Source organism: Novosphingobium meiothermophilum (genome assembly GCF_003171715.1).
Lineage (GTDB): Bacteria > Pseudomonadota > Alphaproteobacteria > Sphingomonadales > Sphingomonadaceae > Novosphingobium > Novosphingobium meiothermophilum.
Genome location: NZ_QGHL01000004.1, coordinates 15,028 through 28,963, shown reverse-complemented (window position 1 = coordinate 28,963; position 13,936 = coordinate 15,028). Strand labels below are relative to the sequence as shown.

General features: G+C 63.5%; 14 protein-coding genes and 1 tRNA gene. 10 read left to right on the top strand and 5 right to left on the bottom strand.

Features of this window, described 5'->3' with window-relative positions; translation table 11 throughout:
* The first annotated feature begins 3 nt into the window (after nucleotides 1–3).
* From DKM43_RS00510 to DKM43_RS00500, 3 genes are read left to right on the top strand one after another with little or no spacing between them, the layout of a single operon-like run.
* A complete protein-coding gene (locus DKM43_RS00510) occupies nucleotides 4–1,299 on the top strand; it encodes a serine hydrolase domain-containing protein (protein ID WP_109796540.1) in 1,296 nt (431 codons plus the stop codon).
* An 11-nt stretch (nucleotides 1,300–1,310) separates the two neighbouring features.
* Nucleotides 1,311–2,195 (top strand): NAD(+) diphosphatase, encoded by an 885-nt coding sequence (nudC, locus tag DKM43_RS00505; protein WP_109797000.1) that lies wholly within the window; start codon nucleotides 1,311–1,313, stop codon nucleotides 2,193–2,195.
* Nucleotides 2,192–2,899 carry a DsbA family oxidoreductase gene (locus DKM43_RS00500; RefSeq protein WP_109796539.1) on the top strand — a complete coding sequence of 236 codons (708 nt, stop codon included), beginning with the start codon at nucleotides 2,192–2,194 and terminating at the stop codon, nucleotides 2,897–2,899. Before nudC ends, DKM43_RS00500 begins: the two co-directional genes overlap by 4 nt.
* 19 nt (nucleotides 2,900–2,918) lie before the next feature.
* Here DKM43_RS00500 and DKM43_RS00495 read toward each other — a convergent pair whose 3' ends face one another.
* Nucleotides 2,919–4,085 (bottom strand): CaiB/BaiF CoA transferase family protein, encoded by a 1,167-nt coding sequence (locus DKM43_RS00495; protein ID WP_109796538.1) that lies wholly within the window; start codon nucleotides 4,083–4,085, stop codon nucleotides 2,919–2,921.
* A 432-nt stretch (nucleotides 4,086–4,517) separates the two neighbouring features.
* On the opposite strand from DKM43_RS00495, the gene DKM43_RS00490 reads away from it, so the two are divergent.
* The 6 genes from DKM43_RS00490 (at nucleotide 4,518) to DKM43_RS00465 (ending at nucleotide 12,365) form a co-directional block, all read left to right on the top strand.
* The gene (locus DKM43_RS00490) at nucleotides 4,518–6,470 is read left to right on the top strand and encodes a flavin-containing monooxygenase (protein WP_109796537.1); all 1,953 of its coding nucleotides are present in this window, start codon (nucleotides 4,518–4,520) and stop codon (nucleotides 6,468–6,470) included.
* Between the two features lie 34 nt (nucleotides 6,471–6,504).
* Nucleotides 6,505–7,749, top strand: coding sequence for a cytochrome P450 (locus DKM43_RS00485; RefSeq protein ID WP_109796536.1), 1,245 nt, complete (start codon nucleotides 6,505–6,507; stop codon nucleotides 7,747–7,749).
* On the top strand, nucleotides 7,746–8,732 hold the full coding sequence (locus DKM43_RS00480; RefSeq protein ID WP_109796535.1) for an NADPH:quinone oxidoreductase family protein: 987 nt from the start codon (nucleotides 7,746–7,748) through the stop codon (nucleotides 8,730–8,732). Before DKM43_RS00485 ends, DKM43_RS00480 begins: the two co-directional genes overlap by 4 nt.
* A 174-nt stretch (nucleotides 8,733–8,906) precedes the next feature.
* Nucleotides 8,907–10,082 carry an iron-containing alcohol dehydrogenase gene (locus DKM43_RS00475; RefSeq protein WP_109796534.1) on the top strand — a complete coding sequence of 392 codons (1,176 nt, stop codon included), beginning with the start codon at nucleotides 8,907–8,909 and terminating at the stop codon, nucleotides 10,080–10,082.
* Nucleotides 10,082–10,756: a TetR/AcrR family transcriptional regulator gene (locus DKM43_RS00470; RefSeq protein ID WP_109796533.1), complete on the top strand. Its 675-nt coding sequence runs from the start codon at nucleotides 10,082–10,084 to the stop codon at nucleotides 10,754–10,756. Before DKM43_RS00475 ends, DKM43_RS00470 begins: the two co-directional genes overlap by 1 nt.
* Nucleotides 10,749–12,365, top strand: coding sequence for an AMP-binding protein (locus DKM43_RS00465; protein ID WP_109796532.1), 1,617 nt, complete (start codon nucleotides 10,749–10,751; stop codon nucleotides 12,363–12,365). Before DKM43_RS00470 ends, DKM43_RS00465 begins: the two co-directional genes overlap by 8 nt.
* Before the next feature lie 97 nt (nucleotides 12,366–12,462).
* Here the strand turns inward: DKM43_RS00465 and DKM43_RS00460 are convergent.
* Nucleotides 12,463–12,539 (bottom strand) — tRNA-Arg (locus DKM43_RS00460).
* Nucleotides 12,540–12,600: 61 nt separating this feature from the next.
* Here DKM43_RS00460 and DKM43_RS00455 point away from each other — a divergent pair.
* Nucleotides 12,601–13,326 carry a queuosine precursor transporter gene (locus DKM43_RS00455; RefSeq protein ID WP_109796531.1) on the top strand — a complete coding sequence of 242 codons (726 nt, stop codon included), beginning with the start codon at nucleotides 12,601–12,603 and terminating at the stop codon, nucleotides 13,324–13,326.
* A 92-nt stretch (nucleotides 13,327–13,418) separates the two neighbouring features.
* On the opposite strand, the gene DKM43_RS00450 is transcribed toward DKM43_RS00455, so the two are convergent.
* From DKM43_RS00450 to DKM43_RS16410, 3 genes are read right to left on the bottom strand one after another with little or no spacing between them, the layout of a single operon-like run.
* Nucleotides 13,419–13,643: a PspC domain-containing protein gene (locus DKM43_RS00450; RefSeq protein ID WP_109796530.1), complete on the bottom strand. Its 225-nt coding sequence runs from the start codon at nucleotides 13,641–13,643 to the stop codon at nucleotides 13,419–13,421.
* Nucleotides 13,643–13,786 (bottom strand): hypothetical protein, encoded by a 144-nt coding sequence (locus DKM43_RS16415; RefSeq protein ID WP_161554008.1) that lies wholly within the window; start codon nucleotides 13,784–13,786, stop codon nucleotides 13,643–13,645. Before DKM43_RS16415 ends, DKM43_RS00450 begins: the two co-directional genes overlap by 1 nt.
* Nucleotides 13,786–13,935, bottom strand: coding sequence for a hypothetical protein (locus DKM43_RS16410; RefSeq protein WP_161554007.1), 150 nt, complete (start codon nucleotides 13,933–13,935; stop codon nucleotides 13,786–13,788). Before DKM43_RS16410 ends, DKM43_RS16415 begins: the two co-directional genes overlap by 1 nt.
* Nucleotide 13,936: the final 1 nt, after the last annotated feature.

Below are 13,936 nucleotides of genomic sequence, written 5' to 3'. Positions count from 1 at the left end.
AAGATGGCGCACATTATGGTGACGCGCAGAAGACTGCTGGGTTCGCTGGGCGCGCTGGCCGGAACGGCAGCACTGCCGCACATGGCCCTGGCCAGCGCTGCGGCCGAGGCCCGCTTTCCGGCGGTCACGGCAATGCTGGAACGGTATGTGGGAACCGGGCGGCTGGCAGGGATGATCGCCTCGATCGGATGGGGCGCAGGCGAGGCGCCGCTCGGCATCGCGCGCGGATCGCTGGCGCGCGGGGCACCCCAGCCGGTTGGCATGGACAGCCTGTTCCGCATCTATTCCATGACCAAGCCGATCACCGGCATGGCTGCCATGATGCTGGTCGACGAGGGCAAGCTGCGGCTGGACCAGCCGATTTCCGATCTTCTGCCCGCCTACGCGAAGATGATGGTGCAGGCCGTGCCCGATGGATCGCTCACCGATCTGCGGCCTGCGCGTGCGCAGATTACGGTCCGGCACCTGCTGACTCATACGGCGGGGCTTGGCTATTCGATCATCCAGAAAGGGCCGATCAAGGACGCCTACATCCGTGCCGGTCTGGTGCCGGGGCAGGCCAGCCGCGTGCGCGTGCCCGGAGTCGACGCACCAAAGCCACTGCGCAGTCTGGCCGAGTTTGCCGATGTCCTTGCCACGATGCCCCTGGTTTACGAGCCGGGATCGACCTGGAGCTATTCCGTTGGCCTCGATCTTCTGGGCCGGGTGATCGAGGTGGCATCGGGCAAGCCGTTCGATGCTTTTCTGGACGAGCGGATCTTTGCGCCCTGCGGGATGACATCAACCTGGTTTCGTGTGCCCGAAGCAGAGGCGGGGCGGCTTTCCACCAACTATGGCGTGGTGGGGGGCGTGCTGGTGCCGATCGATCCGGCGCCCGCTTCGGTCTATCTCGAATCACCGCCCTGGCCGTTCGGCGGTTCCGGTCTGGTTTCCAGTCCGCGCGACTATGACCGGTTCCAGCGGATGCTGCTGGGATACGGCACGATTGAAGGGCGGCAGGTGATGAGCGAGGCAGCCGTGCGGCTGGGGACAAGCAATCTCTTGCCGGAAGGCACCGATCTGTCTCGCGCGTTCATTCGCGGTAGCGGGTTCGGTGCGGGCGGATCAGTGGGCCTTGGCGATGATGCGGGAACCTATGGCTGGGCGGGGGCGGCCGGGACCGTGGGCTTCGTCAACTTCCGCATCGGGCTGCGGGCCGGGTGCTATACGCAATACATGCCATCGGAAGCCTATCCGGTGCACAGCGAGTTTCCCAAGGCCGTGCTGGCCGATGTGATGACGAGAAAGGCCGCAGCCTGATGGATAGCGTGATGACACCCCCCGCATTTGCCTTTGGTGGTGGCGGGCTTGACCGGGCCGACCACGTGCGCGCCGATCCCGACCGGCTGGCCAGCTTGATGAACTGGCGGGCAAGGCTGCTGAAGCTGGATGGCATCGATCCGGTGATTGCGCCGGACGGCGGGCTGCAATGGGGCACGCTGGCCGATGCCGACCCCGAAGCGGAAATGGTGTTCCTTGGACTTGCCGATGATGGACGTGGATGCTTTGCCGAAGTGACTCCGCGCATCGTGGGCAGCGTTGCGCCGCCCAATCCCCGGTTGTGGGCGGCCATGAGCACGCTTTCAGCGGCCGATCTGGCGATCTATGGCGGTGCACGCAGCCTGGTGGACTGGCACGCGCGGCATCGTTTCTGTGCCATGTGCAGCGCCCCCACGCGGCTGGTGAAGGGCGGCTGGCAGCGCCTGTGCACGAACGAGTTGTGCAAGGCAGAGCATTACCCCCGTGTCGATCCGGTCACGATCATGACGGTGGAATGCGATGGCGAACTGCTGCTGGGCCGCCAGCCGCGCTTTCCGCCGCGGCGCTATTCGGCGCTGGCCGGTTTCGTCGAGCCGGGTGAAGGGCTGGAGGATGCCGTGCGGCGCGAGGTTCTGGAGGAGGCAGGCGTGAAGGTGGGCGAGGTGCGCTATGTCGCCAGCCAGCCCTGGCCGTTCCCGTCCTCGCTGATGATCGCCTGCCATGCCTATGCCACCGACAAGGCGCTGACCATCGACACCACGGAACTGGACGATGCGCACTGGTTCACGCGCGAGGAAGTGCGCCATGCCATGACCGGCGCCGAGGATGCAGCCTTCATCGCGCCGCCGCCCTTCGCAATTGCGCATCACCTGCTCAAATGGTGGCTGGCCCAATGAGCGCCGGGGCCTTGCGCGCTCCGGCGCAAGTGACGCTCGATATCTGGTCTGACGTGATGTGTCCGTGGTGCGCGATCGGCCTCAGGCAGCTTGACCGGGCGCTTGCCGCGATGGCGGACGAAGTGTCGGCAAAGGTGCGCTTTCACCCGTTCGAGCTGAACCCCGACATGCCGGAGGAGGGCGAGGAGCAGGGCGCGCACATCCAGCGCAAGTATGGCCGCACGCCCCAGCAATCAGCGGGCGTGCGCGAAGCGTTGAAGGCTGCGGCACAGCGGGCGGGCTATTCCTTCGACTATGCCGGAGAGGGTGAGGCGCCGCCCGCCATGATGTGGAATACCCGGCTCGCGCATCGGCTGCTGACCTGGGCGCTGCGCGATTTCGGCCCTGAGCGGCAGATGCGGTTGAAGCGCGCGCTGTTCGATGCGCACTTTCAGGCACGGCGCAATGTCTCTGACCCGGAAGTTCTGGCGGAAATTGCAGAAACCGCGGGATTGCCACGCATCGATGCCCTGAAGGCGATGATCGACCCCGAAATCGACGCGATGGTCACGGCTGGCGAGCGGCAGGCGTGGGACTGGAACGTGACCGGGGTTCCCGCCGTGGTCATCAACGGCAAGCTGATCGTGCCCGGCGCGCAGGAACCGGAGGTTTACGCCGATCTCATCAGGAAGGTTCTGGCGCGCGAGGCGGCCGGAAAAGCCTGAACCGTTTCAGCCTTCCCCTTCAACCAGCGACAAGCAGGCCGGCCGACGCAAGGGCGTCAATCTCTGCACTTTCGAGTTCCCATTGCTCCAGCGCGGCCATCCCACCTTCGCCCGGCAGCGAGGGCATTGCCTGCAATGCACCGGGCGTGCGTGAAAGACGCGGTGCAGGGGCGGGCTGGCGGGCATCATCCGGGCCGACATGGACGCCGCGTTCGATGTTGGCGGGATGGCTCAGGGCTTCCTGCGGCGAGAGCACCGGGCTGACGCAGGCGTCGATTCCCTGAAACGCCGCTATCCACTCATCGCGCGTCCGGGTGCGGATGATGGCGGCAACCGTGGCCCCGCGTTCTTCCCAATGCGCGGGGTTGAGGTGATCGGCATAGTCGGACGGATCAAGCCCGATGGTCTTGACAAACAGCGCGTGGAACTGCGGTTCGAGAGCGCCGACAGCGATGTGGCGACCGTCTGCCGTTTCGTAGCACCGATAGAAATAGGCGCTGCCGTCGAGCAGGTTGCCGCCGCGCCCCTGCCGCCAGATGCCCATGCGCGACCAGGCGAAGACTTGCGTCATCAGCAGCGATGCGCCGTCGATCATGGCGGCATCGATCACCTGCCCCCGGCCGCTCGTGCCGCGTTCGACAAGTGCGGCAAGGATTCCGGCCACCATCGTCATGCCGCCGCCGCCGAAGTTTCCGACAAGGTTGAGCGGAGGTTGGGGGGGGCGGTCGGGCTGTCCAATCAGATAAAGGGCGCCGGTCATCGCAAGATAGTTGATGTCGTGCCCGGCCGCCTGTGCAAGCGGACCGGTCTGGCCCCAGCCGGTCATGCGGGCGTAGATCAGGCGCGGGTTGTCTTCCATGAGATCAGCAGGGCCAAGGCCCAGCCGCTCCATCGTGCCGGGCCTGAAGCCTTCGATCAGCACATCGGCGTGCGAAGCCAGCTTGCGGGCAAAAGCCAGCCCTTGCTCGGCCTTCAGGTCCAGCGCGATCGCCCGGCGGTTGCGGTTGAGATAGTTGTAGCGTTCATCGCCGCCAGCCACCGACGTGTGGTCAAGGCGTTCGACCCGCACGACTTGCGCGCCGAAGTCGGCCAGCACCATTGCGCCGAAGGGCGTGGGGCCAAGCCCTGCCAGTTCCAGAACGCGGATTCCGGCAAGCGGCCCCTTGGCGGGTGCGGCATCGGGCATCGCGCCAGCATCCTCGCAATCGCATTCGCTGGATCGGGCGGAATGGCTGGATCGAGAAGGAGGCCCGGCGGTGTCCATCAATGTGCGTCTCCCATGTGCGCCGCGCATCTGCCTGAAGCGTTTGTGATCCAGCGCGGTCCTGCGCGCGTCTTACCATTGGTTGGAAATTATACCAGAGCGTATCCAGAAAGTGTGGCAACCGCAGGGGACGCATCCAGCCGCAGCGAAGCGGTCATCTCCACGGGCCTTGCATCGCCGTTTTTCACGATCCCACGCTTTGACGGCCGAAATTGGCATATCCGTCAGTGCGGCTGGACGATTGGGGAAATGGCACTCATGCGCGATTGACTTTGAATACTGATGAGTAGATATTTCTTATGAGTGGTATTATCCCGGTGGAATAATGCCTGATCGCGACCGGCAAGGAATGACATGAACGCTCCGAAGATCACCGACCGTCCCTTTGCGCCAGAGGCCATCGATCGCGTGCTGCTGCGGCAGGGTGTGAACGAGGCGAACATTCCCGCGCTGCTGATGGTTCTGGTCCAGCTTACCGGCGACAGGCGGTATCTTGAGCCGCCTTATGCTCCGCAGCGCGGCAAGGGGCTGGACGACAACGACACCGGCGGTCTGCCCGATGAGGTGCAGGCGCAGATCCGCGATGCTGCGTGGGATGCGATCACCGCGTGGATCGATGGCCGCGAACCGGCGCTGCCACGTCCGGCCAATGCCGATCTGGCGGCGATGCTCGCTGTTGCCATGACCGAACCGGTGCCCGCCGAATATGGCGACATCATCGCCGCGACCATGCACTTCGATCCCGTGCCGGAGCCTGCCCGTCTGGCAAGACCGCTGAAGGCAATCATTATCGGGGCAGGTATTTCGGGCATGGTGGCCGCAGTGCGGCTTCGGGAAATGGGCATCGAACATGTGATCTTCGAGAAGAATGCCGAGTTCGGCGGGACCTGGTGGGAGAACCGTTATCCGGGCTGCGGTGTCGATACGCCCAACCTTACCTATACCTTCTCGTTCCGTCCGAATGACTGGTCGGCCTTCTTCCCCTTGCGTGACGAGATCGAGAACTACCTCCTCGAAACGGCGAGAGAGACGGGGCTTTATGACCGCGTCCGCTTCAGCACCAAGGTAGAGCGTGCAGAGTGGCTGGCGGATCGCAACCAGTGGCAGGTTACGGTGCGGCTTGCCGATGGAACGCATGAAGTTCACCACGCCGACATCGTGATGAGCGCGGTCGGCATCCTCAACATGCCGTTGGTGCCCGATATCAAGGGCCTTTCGGGTTTTGCAGGCAGGGTCGTCCACACCAGCGACTGGCCGCAGGATATTGATCTCAAGGGCAAGCGTGTCGCCGTGGTGGGCAATGGCGCTTCGGCAATGCAGGTTGTTCCGGCCATTGCCGACGACGTTGCCGAGCTGACCCTGTTTGCCCGGTCCAAGCAATGGGCCGCGCCATTCCCGCAGTTCCGCAAGCCGGTTCCGGTGGGCGTTCGCTATCTCATGCAGGCCGTGCCGCTTTACCGGGCATGGGTGGAGCAGCGGCTTTCGTGGACGTTCAACGACCGCGTTCACGGCACCCTTTTCCGTGATCCCGAATGGCCCGCGCCCGACCGCGCGGTCAATGCCATCAACGACGGGCACCGCGAGTTCTTCACGCGCTATGTCCGCGAGGAGCTTGGCGAGCGGCAGGATCTGCTGCCGCTGGTGCTTCCCGACTATCCGCCCTTTGCCAAGCGGATGCTGCTCGACAACGGCTGGTATCGCACTTTGCGCAAGCCCCATGTGAAGCTGGTGCCGCAAAGGCTGGCCGAGGTGCGGGGATCAACGCTGGTCGCACAGGACGGGTCCGAGACCGAGGCCGACGTGCTGATCCTTGCCACGGGGTTCCAGGCCGCCAATGTCCTTGGCTCTTACGACGTGATCGGACGGGATGGCCGCGATCTTCATGCCTTCTGGGAAGGCGACAACGCGGCGGCCTATCTGGGCACGCTGGTCCCCGGATTTCCCAATTTCTTCATCCTGCTTGGCCCCAATGTCGGCTCTGGCCATGGCGGCAGCATGATCCGCAACATCGAGAACCAGGCGCACTACGCGATGCGCGTTATCGAGGCGCTGGCGCGGTCCGGCGCCGAAGCGGTCGAAGTGCAGGAAGAGGTCTATGCCGATTACAAGGCGAAGATCGATGCCGCACACGAAAAGCTGGTCTGGACCCATCCGGGGGCGACAAACTGGTATCGCAATTCGCGCGGGCGCGTGGTGGCGATCACGCCGTGGCGCAATGATGCCTTCTGGAGAATGACGCGCGAGGCAAACCCGGACGATCTGGTCTTTACAGGAACGCTGGAGGACAAGGCCGGGCGCGCCGCCTGATCCGAACCTGATCTTGCCGGGGGAGAGGAGTTGCATGGAACCACAAGCTGCAATTGTGCCGCTCGATACCTCGGACCCGGCACTGATCCCCGATCCCTGGACAACCTTCGCCGCCCTGCGGGAACACGATCCGTTCCATTGGTCGAAATACGGCTACTGGGTGGTTTCCCGCCACGAACATGTGCGCGATGTGCTGATGAACCGAAGGGATTTCGGCACCGGAGACTTCGCCGCAAATCTGCGGCTGTTCTACGGGCCTGATTTCGATGTGCTGGCCAATCCGGCCTATCGCTGGCTGTCCGAAGTTTTCATCATGCAGGATCCGCCCCAGCACACGCGCATCCGTAATCTGGTGGTTGGTTCGCTGACGGCAAAGCGGGTGCGCGCCATGGAGCCGCGCATCCGCGAGATTGCCGCCGAACTGACTGACGGCTTCAGGGCACAAGGGGCGATCGATCTCATTACGGGGTTTGCCTACAAGTTCCCGGTCATGGTCATCTGCGATCTCATGGGCATCGATTACGAAGCGCCTGAAATGGCAGACCTTATTGCCGCGATTCCAGAGGCCTTCACGGTTTTCGAGGCGCGCATCCTCAGCCCGGAAGAGCTGGCGCTGGCCAACCGGCGGATTGGCGAGCTTGAGGCGTTCTTCGAAGCCCAGTTCGCCGACCGGCTCGCCCATCCGCGCGATGACCTGCTGACCGCGCTGGCGCGCACCGGGCAGGAACCGGGCGGGCTTTCAGTGCACGAGGCGATCACCGTGGCCATCGGCCTGTTCGGCGCGGGCTTCGAGACCACCGCGAACATCATTGGCAACGGACTTCATGCGTTGCACGCGCACCCTGCGCAGTGGGCGCGGCTGGTGGCTGATCCGGCGGAAATGGCGCCGGGGGCTTGCGAGGAAGCGCTGCGCCATCAAAGTTCGCTCATCGCCACTTATCGCACCGCGCTTGCCGATACCGCGATCTGTGGCCATCCCGTGCGTGCGGGAGAGCGGGTTCTGACGCTGATCGGCGCGGCGAACCGCGATCCGCGCAAGTTTGCCGATCCCGATACCTTCGATATCGGGCGCACCGATGCCGAGCACCTGACATTTGGCGGCGGTATCCATTTCTGCGTGGGGGCAGAACTGGCACGGATCGAGACGCGGGTGGCTTTCGAACATCTCGCGCGCGAATTGCCGCACATGCGGGTCGATACGGCCAGCGCGCAGTGGCGGGACAATTTCCTGTTCCGGGGCCTGACCTCGCTCCATGCTGCGTGGGATGATGCCGCGTGAAGCGTGTGGTCATCAACGCGCTGGACGGCATCAATGCGCTGGAGATTGAGGAGCAGGCACCGCTGCCCGAACCCGGCCCCGGCGAAGTGCGCTTGCGGGTGGGCGCGGCAGGTCTCGGCTTTGTCGATGGCTTGCTGATTTCGGGAAAATACCAGTGGAAGCCGCCCTTGCCCTTCGTTCCGGGCGGCGAAATTGCCGGAACAGTCGATGCCGTGGGAGATGGCGTTGCATCATGGATGCCCGGCCAGAAAGCTGCTGCATGGCTGATGGGCGGAGGGTTGGCGGATTACTGCGTGGTGCCTTCGGCCTCGCTCGTTGCCGTTCCCGAAGGATTGAGCGCTGCGACCGCGGCTTCTGTCCTGCTTGATTATGCCACGGCAGACTATGCGCTGAACGTGCGGGGCGCCTTGCGGACCGGTGAAACCGTGTTCGTGCTGGGGGCCAATGGCGGGGTTGGCGGTGCCGCCATGGCGATTGCGAAGGCGGAGGGCGCGCGGGTGATCGCCGGCGTATCGGGTGCGGAACGGCGCGAACCTGCCATGGCGCGCGGAGCGCATGCCACTGTCGATCTGTCTCAGGCCGATTGGCGCGCGCAGCTGCGCACGGTTCTTGATGGCGCGGCGCCCGATCTGGTGGTGGACCCCCTTGGCGGCGACTACACCGAGCCAGCCTTTCGTTCGCTGGCCAAGGACGGAAGGCATCTGGTGGTGGGCTTTGCAGCGGGAGGGATACCGGCGCTGCCGGTCAACCTTGCCCTCCTCAAGAACGCGGCGCTTGTGGGCGTTGACGTTCGCCATTTTGCCGAGGGCGACAGCGCGAACTTCAGATCGCGCCTTTCGCACCTTCTCCGGCGTTGCGAAAGCGGCGAACTGCCAGCGCCGCCGATTGCATCATATCCGCTTTCCCGGACGAAGGACGCCTTTCTTGCGCTTTCGCGGCGGGGCCGGGGCGGGAAGCTGGTGGTGGTGCCCGATGGAGCCTGAAGCATATTCGCTGTGCTGCGTCGTCGGCTGGCGTGAAGACCGCGCATGAGCGTCCAGCGCTACGTTTCGCAGGGACGCTGCGGACGGTTTCATCGCAAGACAAATCTTTAATTGACCCACATTCTAAAATTGCTACCAATCAGTATAAGCAAAGCAAGTGGTGGGAGAGCGGCAATGGTCACGGCCTCACAGGTCATCCTCACGGCAACCGAACGCGTCACCTTGGGTGTGCCGGCAGCAGAAGCAGTTGCGCAGGAAGCAGCCGCACGCGCGGCGCGGCGCGTGTTCATCTTGGCGAGCAGCTTCCTCAACCGGCATACCGACGAAATCCGCCGGATCGAAGCCGCACTTGGCGATCGTCATGCCGCCACGCATGATGGTATCCAGCCCCATGCCCCGCGCAGAGATGTGCTGGCAGCGGCAAATGCGGCGCGCGCTGCCGGTGCCGATCTGGTCGTGACCGTCGGCGGCGGTTCCGTGACGGATGCGGGCAAGATCCTGCTGATTTGCCTCAAGCACAACATCACCACGATCGAACAGTTTGACGACTATCGCGTGCGTGTCGACGAAGCCGGAGCCATGATCATTCCCGATTTTGCCGGGCCGGACGTGCGCGCCATCTGCGTGCCCACCACGCTTTCGGGCGGAGAGTTCAATCCGCTTTCGGGCGCGACGGATGAGGCGATCAAGCTCAAGCAGGCCTACACCCAGCGTGACATGGTTCCCGTCTGCGTCGTGCTTGATCCGGCGATCACCGTGCACACTCCCGAATGGCTATGGCTTTCAACCGGCGTGCGCTCGGTCGATCATGCAACGGAAACGCTGGCATCGTTCCTGTCGAACGATTTCTGTGACGGTATTGCCGATAGCGCGCTCCGGCTTCTGGCCGAGGGCCTGCCAGCGGTTAAGGCCGATCCGGGCAATCTTGATGCCCGGCTCAAGTGCCAGATCGGCGCTTGGCAATCGATGATCCCGATCATCGGCGGCGTGCCCATGGGGGCAAGCCATGCCATCGGTCATGTCCTCGGCGGCACTTGCGATGTTCCGCATGGCTACACTTCGTGCGTGATGTCGCCGTTTGTTCAGGCGTTCAACCTTCCGGTCAATGCCGAACGGCAGAAGCGCATCAGCGCCTGTCTGGGCGATGCGTCGCGGCCGGCGTCCGAACTGCTGGACAAGCTGATACGCGGGCTGGGGATGCCGCGCAGTCTGAAGGAGGTCGGCGTCGGCGAGGACAAGCTGAAGCTCGTTTCGGAATATACGCTGGAGGACATCTGGGGACGCACCAATCCGCGCCCGATCCGGACCGCCGACGATGTGATGGAAATCTTGCGGACCGCGATGGGCTGATGCAGAACGCGGCCGACATCATCGACATTGCGGACTTCATGGAAAAGCCCAGAAAAAAGCGCGCGGCAGCCCAGCTCAAGGACGAGATCACCGCCTACAAGCGGCGCAGGATACTTGAGGAAGCCAGCCACTTTTTCTTCGCCAAGGGATACGAGGCGACGACACTGGATTCCGTGGCCGAGCAGCTTAACGTGACCAAGCCGTTCATCTATTCGTATTACAAGAACAAGGGTGAACTGCTTTACGAGATCTGCCAGACGGGCATCCGCCTTTCGCTGACTGCGCTGGAGGAAGCGCTTAGCGTCGAAGGTTCGGCAAGCGAGCAGCTAAAGATCGTGGTTGAGCGCGTTGCGCGGATCATCATCGAGAACCAGCGCTACGTGACGGTCTATCTGCGCGAGGAAAAGTCGCTCCATCCCGATGATGCAAGGCGCATCCGCGACCTTCGGCATGCTTTCGACACACGGCTGGCGGCCTTGCTGGAAAGAGGCAAGCGCAGCGGCGAGTTCGACGTCATGCACCCCTCGCGCACGGCAATCTGGATTTCCGGCCTGCTGAGCTGGATCGCGCTGTGGTATCACGAGGGCGGGCGCTGGTCGGCTACCGAAGTGGTGATGGACGCGATCACCATGGTGCAGAAGATGGTCAAGCCGGAAGGAAGCGGCCATGCCTGATGACAAGTCCCACGCCGATCCGCGCGTTCTGGATCGCCGCAAGTGCGTGCTGCGTTATCTTGTTGATGATTATGCCGCTTCGCAGCCCGACGCGGTCTATGCCGTGTTCGAGGATGGCGGCCAGTGGACCTATTCGGAACTGCGCGATCTGATCGTGCGCAAGGCTGCCGGGCTGCAAAGGCTGGGCGTGAAGCGCGGCGATCACGTCGCGGTGTGGCTTCCCAACGGGCGCGAGGCACTCATTACCTTTTACGCGATCAATTACCTTGGCGGCGTATTCGTGCCGTTCAACACAGCCTATCGCGGGTCCATTCTCGAACACGTTCTGGCGAACTCGGACGCCAGTGTTCTCGTCGCCCATGGAGGCCTGCTTGACCGACTGGAAGGGATCGATACCGCCGGGGTGAACACGATCGTCCAGGTGGGCGAGGGGGCCGCTCCTGCCCACTTCGCCGTTCACGCCTTTGCCACGGTGAATGGGGCGGAAGCGGACCTTGCTCCGCTCGACGCCCCGATCGAGCCTTGGGATACCCAGTCGATCATCTACACATCGGGCACCACCGGGCCTTCTAAGGGCGTGCTTTCGTCCTACCTGCATCTCTATACCAATGCCGGCCCGGAAAGCTGGCATTTCGTGACCGGCGAGGATCGCTTCCTCGTGAACATGCCGGTTTTCCACATCGGCGGGCTGGGCATTCCCTTCGTCATGCTGGCGCGTGGCGGCTCGATTGCCCTGATGGAGAACTTTTCGACCGACACGTTCTGGGATTTCGTGCGCCGCACCGGCTGCACGGTGATCTTCCTGCTGGGCGTAATGGCGACATTCCTCATCAAGCGCCCGCCCGGACCGGAAGACCGCAGCCACGGCGTGCGCAAGGCGTTCATGGTGCCGCTGACAGAGGCGGCCGGACCGTTCCATGAACGTTTCGGCATCGATGTCTACACGATCTTCAACATGACCGAGATATCCTCTCCGATCGTGTCCGAACCCAATCCGGTCAGGCTTGGCACCTGCGGCAAAGTGCGCGCAGGGGTCGAGGTCCGGCTCGTCGATGCCAATGACTGCGAGGTGGCGGTGGGCGCCGTTGGCGAGATGATCGTGCGGACGGATCGGCCCTGGGCCATGAACAGCGGCTATCACAAGAACCCGGAAGCAACGGCACGCGCGTGGCGCAATGGCTGGTTCCACACCGGCGACGCTTTCCGCCGTGACGAGGAAGGTTACTTCTATTTCGTCGACCGGGTGAAGGACGCAATCCGCAGACGAGGGGAGAACATCTCCTCGTTCGAGGTCGAAAGCGATGTGACGGCCCATCCCCATGTGCGCGAGGCGGCCGTCATCGGTGTGCCAAGCGAATATTCGGAAGACGAGGTCATGGCAGTGATCGCGCCGGTGCCTGGGGCCGAGATCGACCCTGTGGAACTGTCCGAGTTTCTGGCGGCAAGAATGCCCTATTTCATGGTGCCGCGTTATATCCGCATCATGCCAGAACTGCCCAAGACGCCCACCGCCAAGGTCATGAAGGCCGAACTGCGCGCCGAAGGCATCACGCCCGATACATGGGATCGCGAAAAGGCAGGGCTGCGGCTGAAGAAGGAGCGGCTCTAGACGCTGGTGTTCTCTTGATATCTGTCGTGAAGGTAAAGCAGATCAGGCATTCCAGCCGATCTGCGCTTGGTGCAATTGCGCCATGATACCGCGAACATGGCGCGCCCGGCAGGACTCGAACCTGCTGCCTCAAGATTAGAAGTCTCGCGCTCTATCCAGATGAGCTACGGGCGCGCACCGGATGCCCCATAAGCATCCTTTGCGGATCATGCAAACCGGGTTAGCAAGTGCAGCCATGACCGATCCCCAGCTTTCGCGCATCGACGGCACTTCGGGCGCGCGCCGCCACTTTCGCTATTTCGACTATGTGATGGCCTCGTTCGTGGCCATCCTTCTGCTGTCGAACCTTATTGGTGCGTCCAAGCTGGCGCAGGTAGGGGGCTTCACCTTCGGCGCGGGGATCCTCTTCTTTCCCGTGTCCTACGTCATTGGCGATGTGCTGACCGAGGTCTATGGCTATGCCAATGCGCGGCGCTGCGTGTGGATGGGCTTCTTCGCCATGGTCTTCATGGCGTTCATGAGTTTCGTGGTCGTGGCCATGCCCCCGGCGCCGGGCTGGGATGGGCAGGCGGCCTATGAAAGCGTGTTCGGATCGACGTGGCGAATCGTGATTGCGTCGGTTGCAGCCTTCTGGGCGGGCGAGTTCGTCAATTCGTTCGTGCTGGCGCGCATGAAGGTGCTGACAGGTGGCAAGTATCTGTGGAGCCGCACGATCGGATCGACCGTGTTCGGACAGGCGGTGGACAGCCTCATCTTCTATCCGGTCGCCTTCCTCGGCATCTGGACGGTCGATCAGGTGCTGACGGTGATGGTGACGAACTGGGCGCTGAAGGTCGCCTGGGAGGCAGGCTTGACGCCGTTGACCTACATCGTGGTGGGATGGCTCAAGCGGCGCGAGGGGGCGGACGTTTTCGACACCGATACCGACTTCTCGCCCTTCGCCAAGGCGCCTTCGGTCTGATCCGTGCAAGGCCCCCTGCGCCCCGGCATTGTGTGGGCGCAGGGATCGCTTTCCTGCGAGAGGGGCGCCGTGCTTCCTGCCCGGCCGTCCGGTCAGTCCGCGATCAGGCCGATCAGGACATAGACGATCAGGGCCGAGCCGAGGCCGAGCAGGGTGGCAAGGGCGAAGGCCACACGAACGAGCGTGACATCGATGCTGAAATAGTTGGCGATGCCGGCACAGACGCCCATGAGCTTGCCGCGCGCCTTGTCGAGGCGGAAGCCGCGCGAGGTGGTGAGGGGCCGAGGGGCTGCATCATCAAAACGAAGCTGGGACATCAGATCATCTCCTGCATTGCGGCAGCAGGGGCTGCCGGGGTCTGGCCGGGGCTGGCCGGGTTGTGGACAGTGCCTGCGATGAGTGCGAGGCTGAGGGAAAGGGCGCCAAAAGCGCTGCCAAGCTGACCGAGCACGGCGCGCATCAGATCAGCCCTTGCGCTGCGGGCGCGGCATTGCCGGACGGGGTGGCGGGAACGCTGACGGTTCCGGCGATGAGCGCGAGGCTGAGGGCGAATGCGCTGAGAGCGGCGGCGATGCGGTTGGTGTATTCGGTCATGGTGCGGGTCCTCATG

Bases quoted from the DNA above. Each gene is read 5' to 3' on its own strand.
- DKM43_RS00510 (WP_109796540.1), top strand. From the start codon at position 4: ATGGCGCACATTATGGTGACGCGCAGAAGACTGCTGGGTTCGCTGGGC.
- nudC (WP_109797000.1), top strand. From the start codon at position 1,311: ATGACACCCCCCGCATTTGCCTTTGGTGGTGGCGGGCTTGACCGGGCC.
- DKM43_RS00500 (WP_109796539.1), top strand. From the start codon at position 2,192: ATGAGCGCCGGGGCCTTGCGCGCTCCGGCGCAAGTGACGCTCGATATC.
- DKM43_RS00495 (WP_109796538.1), bottom strand. From the start codon at position 4,085: ATGCCCGATGCCGCACCCGCCAAGGGGCCGCTTGCCGGAATCCGCGTT.
- DKM43_RS00490 (WP_109796537.1), top strand. From the start codon at position 4,518: ATGAACGCTCCGAAGATCACCGACCGTCCCTTTGCGCCAGAGGCCATC.
- DKM43_RS00485 (WP_109796536.1), top strand. From the start codon at position 6,505: ATGGAACCACAAGCTGCAATTGTGCCGCTCGATACCTCGGACCCGGCA.
- DKM43_RS00475 (WP_109796534.1), top strand. From the start codon at position 8,907: ATGGTCACGGCCTCACAGGTCATCCTCACGGCAACCGAACGCGTCACC.
- DKM43_RS00470 (WP_109796533.1), top strand. From the start codon at position 10,082: ATGCAGAACGCGGCCGACATCATCGACATTGCGGACTTCATGGAAAAG.
- DKM43_RS00465 (WP_109796532.1), top strand. From the start codon at position 10,749: ATGCCTGATGACAAGTCCCACGCCGATCCGCGCGTTCTGGATCGCCGC.
- DKM43_RS00455 (WP_109796531.1), top strand. From the start codon at position 12,601: ATGACCGATCCCCAGCTTTCGCGCATCGACGGCACTTCGGGCGCGCGC.
- DKM43_RS00450 (WP_109796530.1), bottom strand. From the start codon at position 13,643: ATGTCCCAGCTTCGTTTTGATGATGCAGCCCCTCGGCCCCTCACCACC.
- DKM43_RS16415 (WP_161554008.1), bottom strand. From the start codon at position 13,786: ATGCGCGCCGTGCTCGGTCAGCTTGGCAGCGCTTTTGGCGCCCTTTCC.
- DKM43_RS16410 (WP_161554007.1), bottom strand. From the start codon at position 13,935: ATGAGGACCCGCACCATGACCGAATACACCAACCGCATCGCCGCCGCT.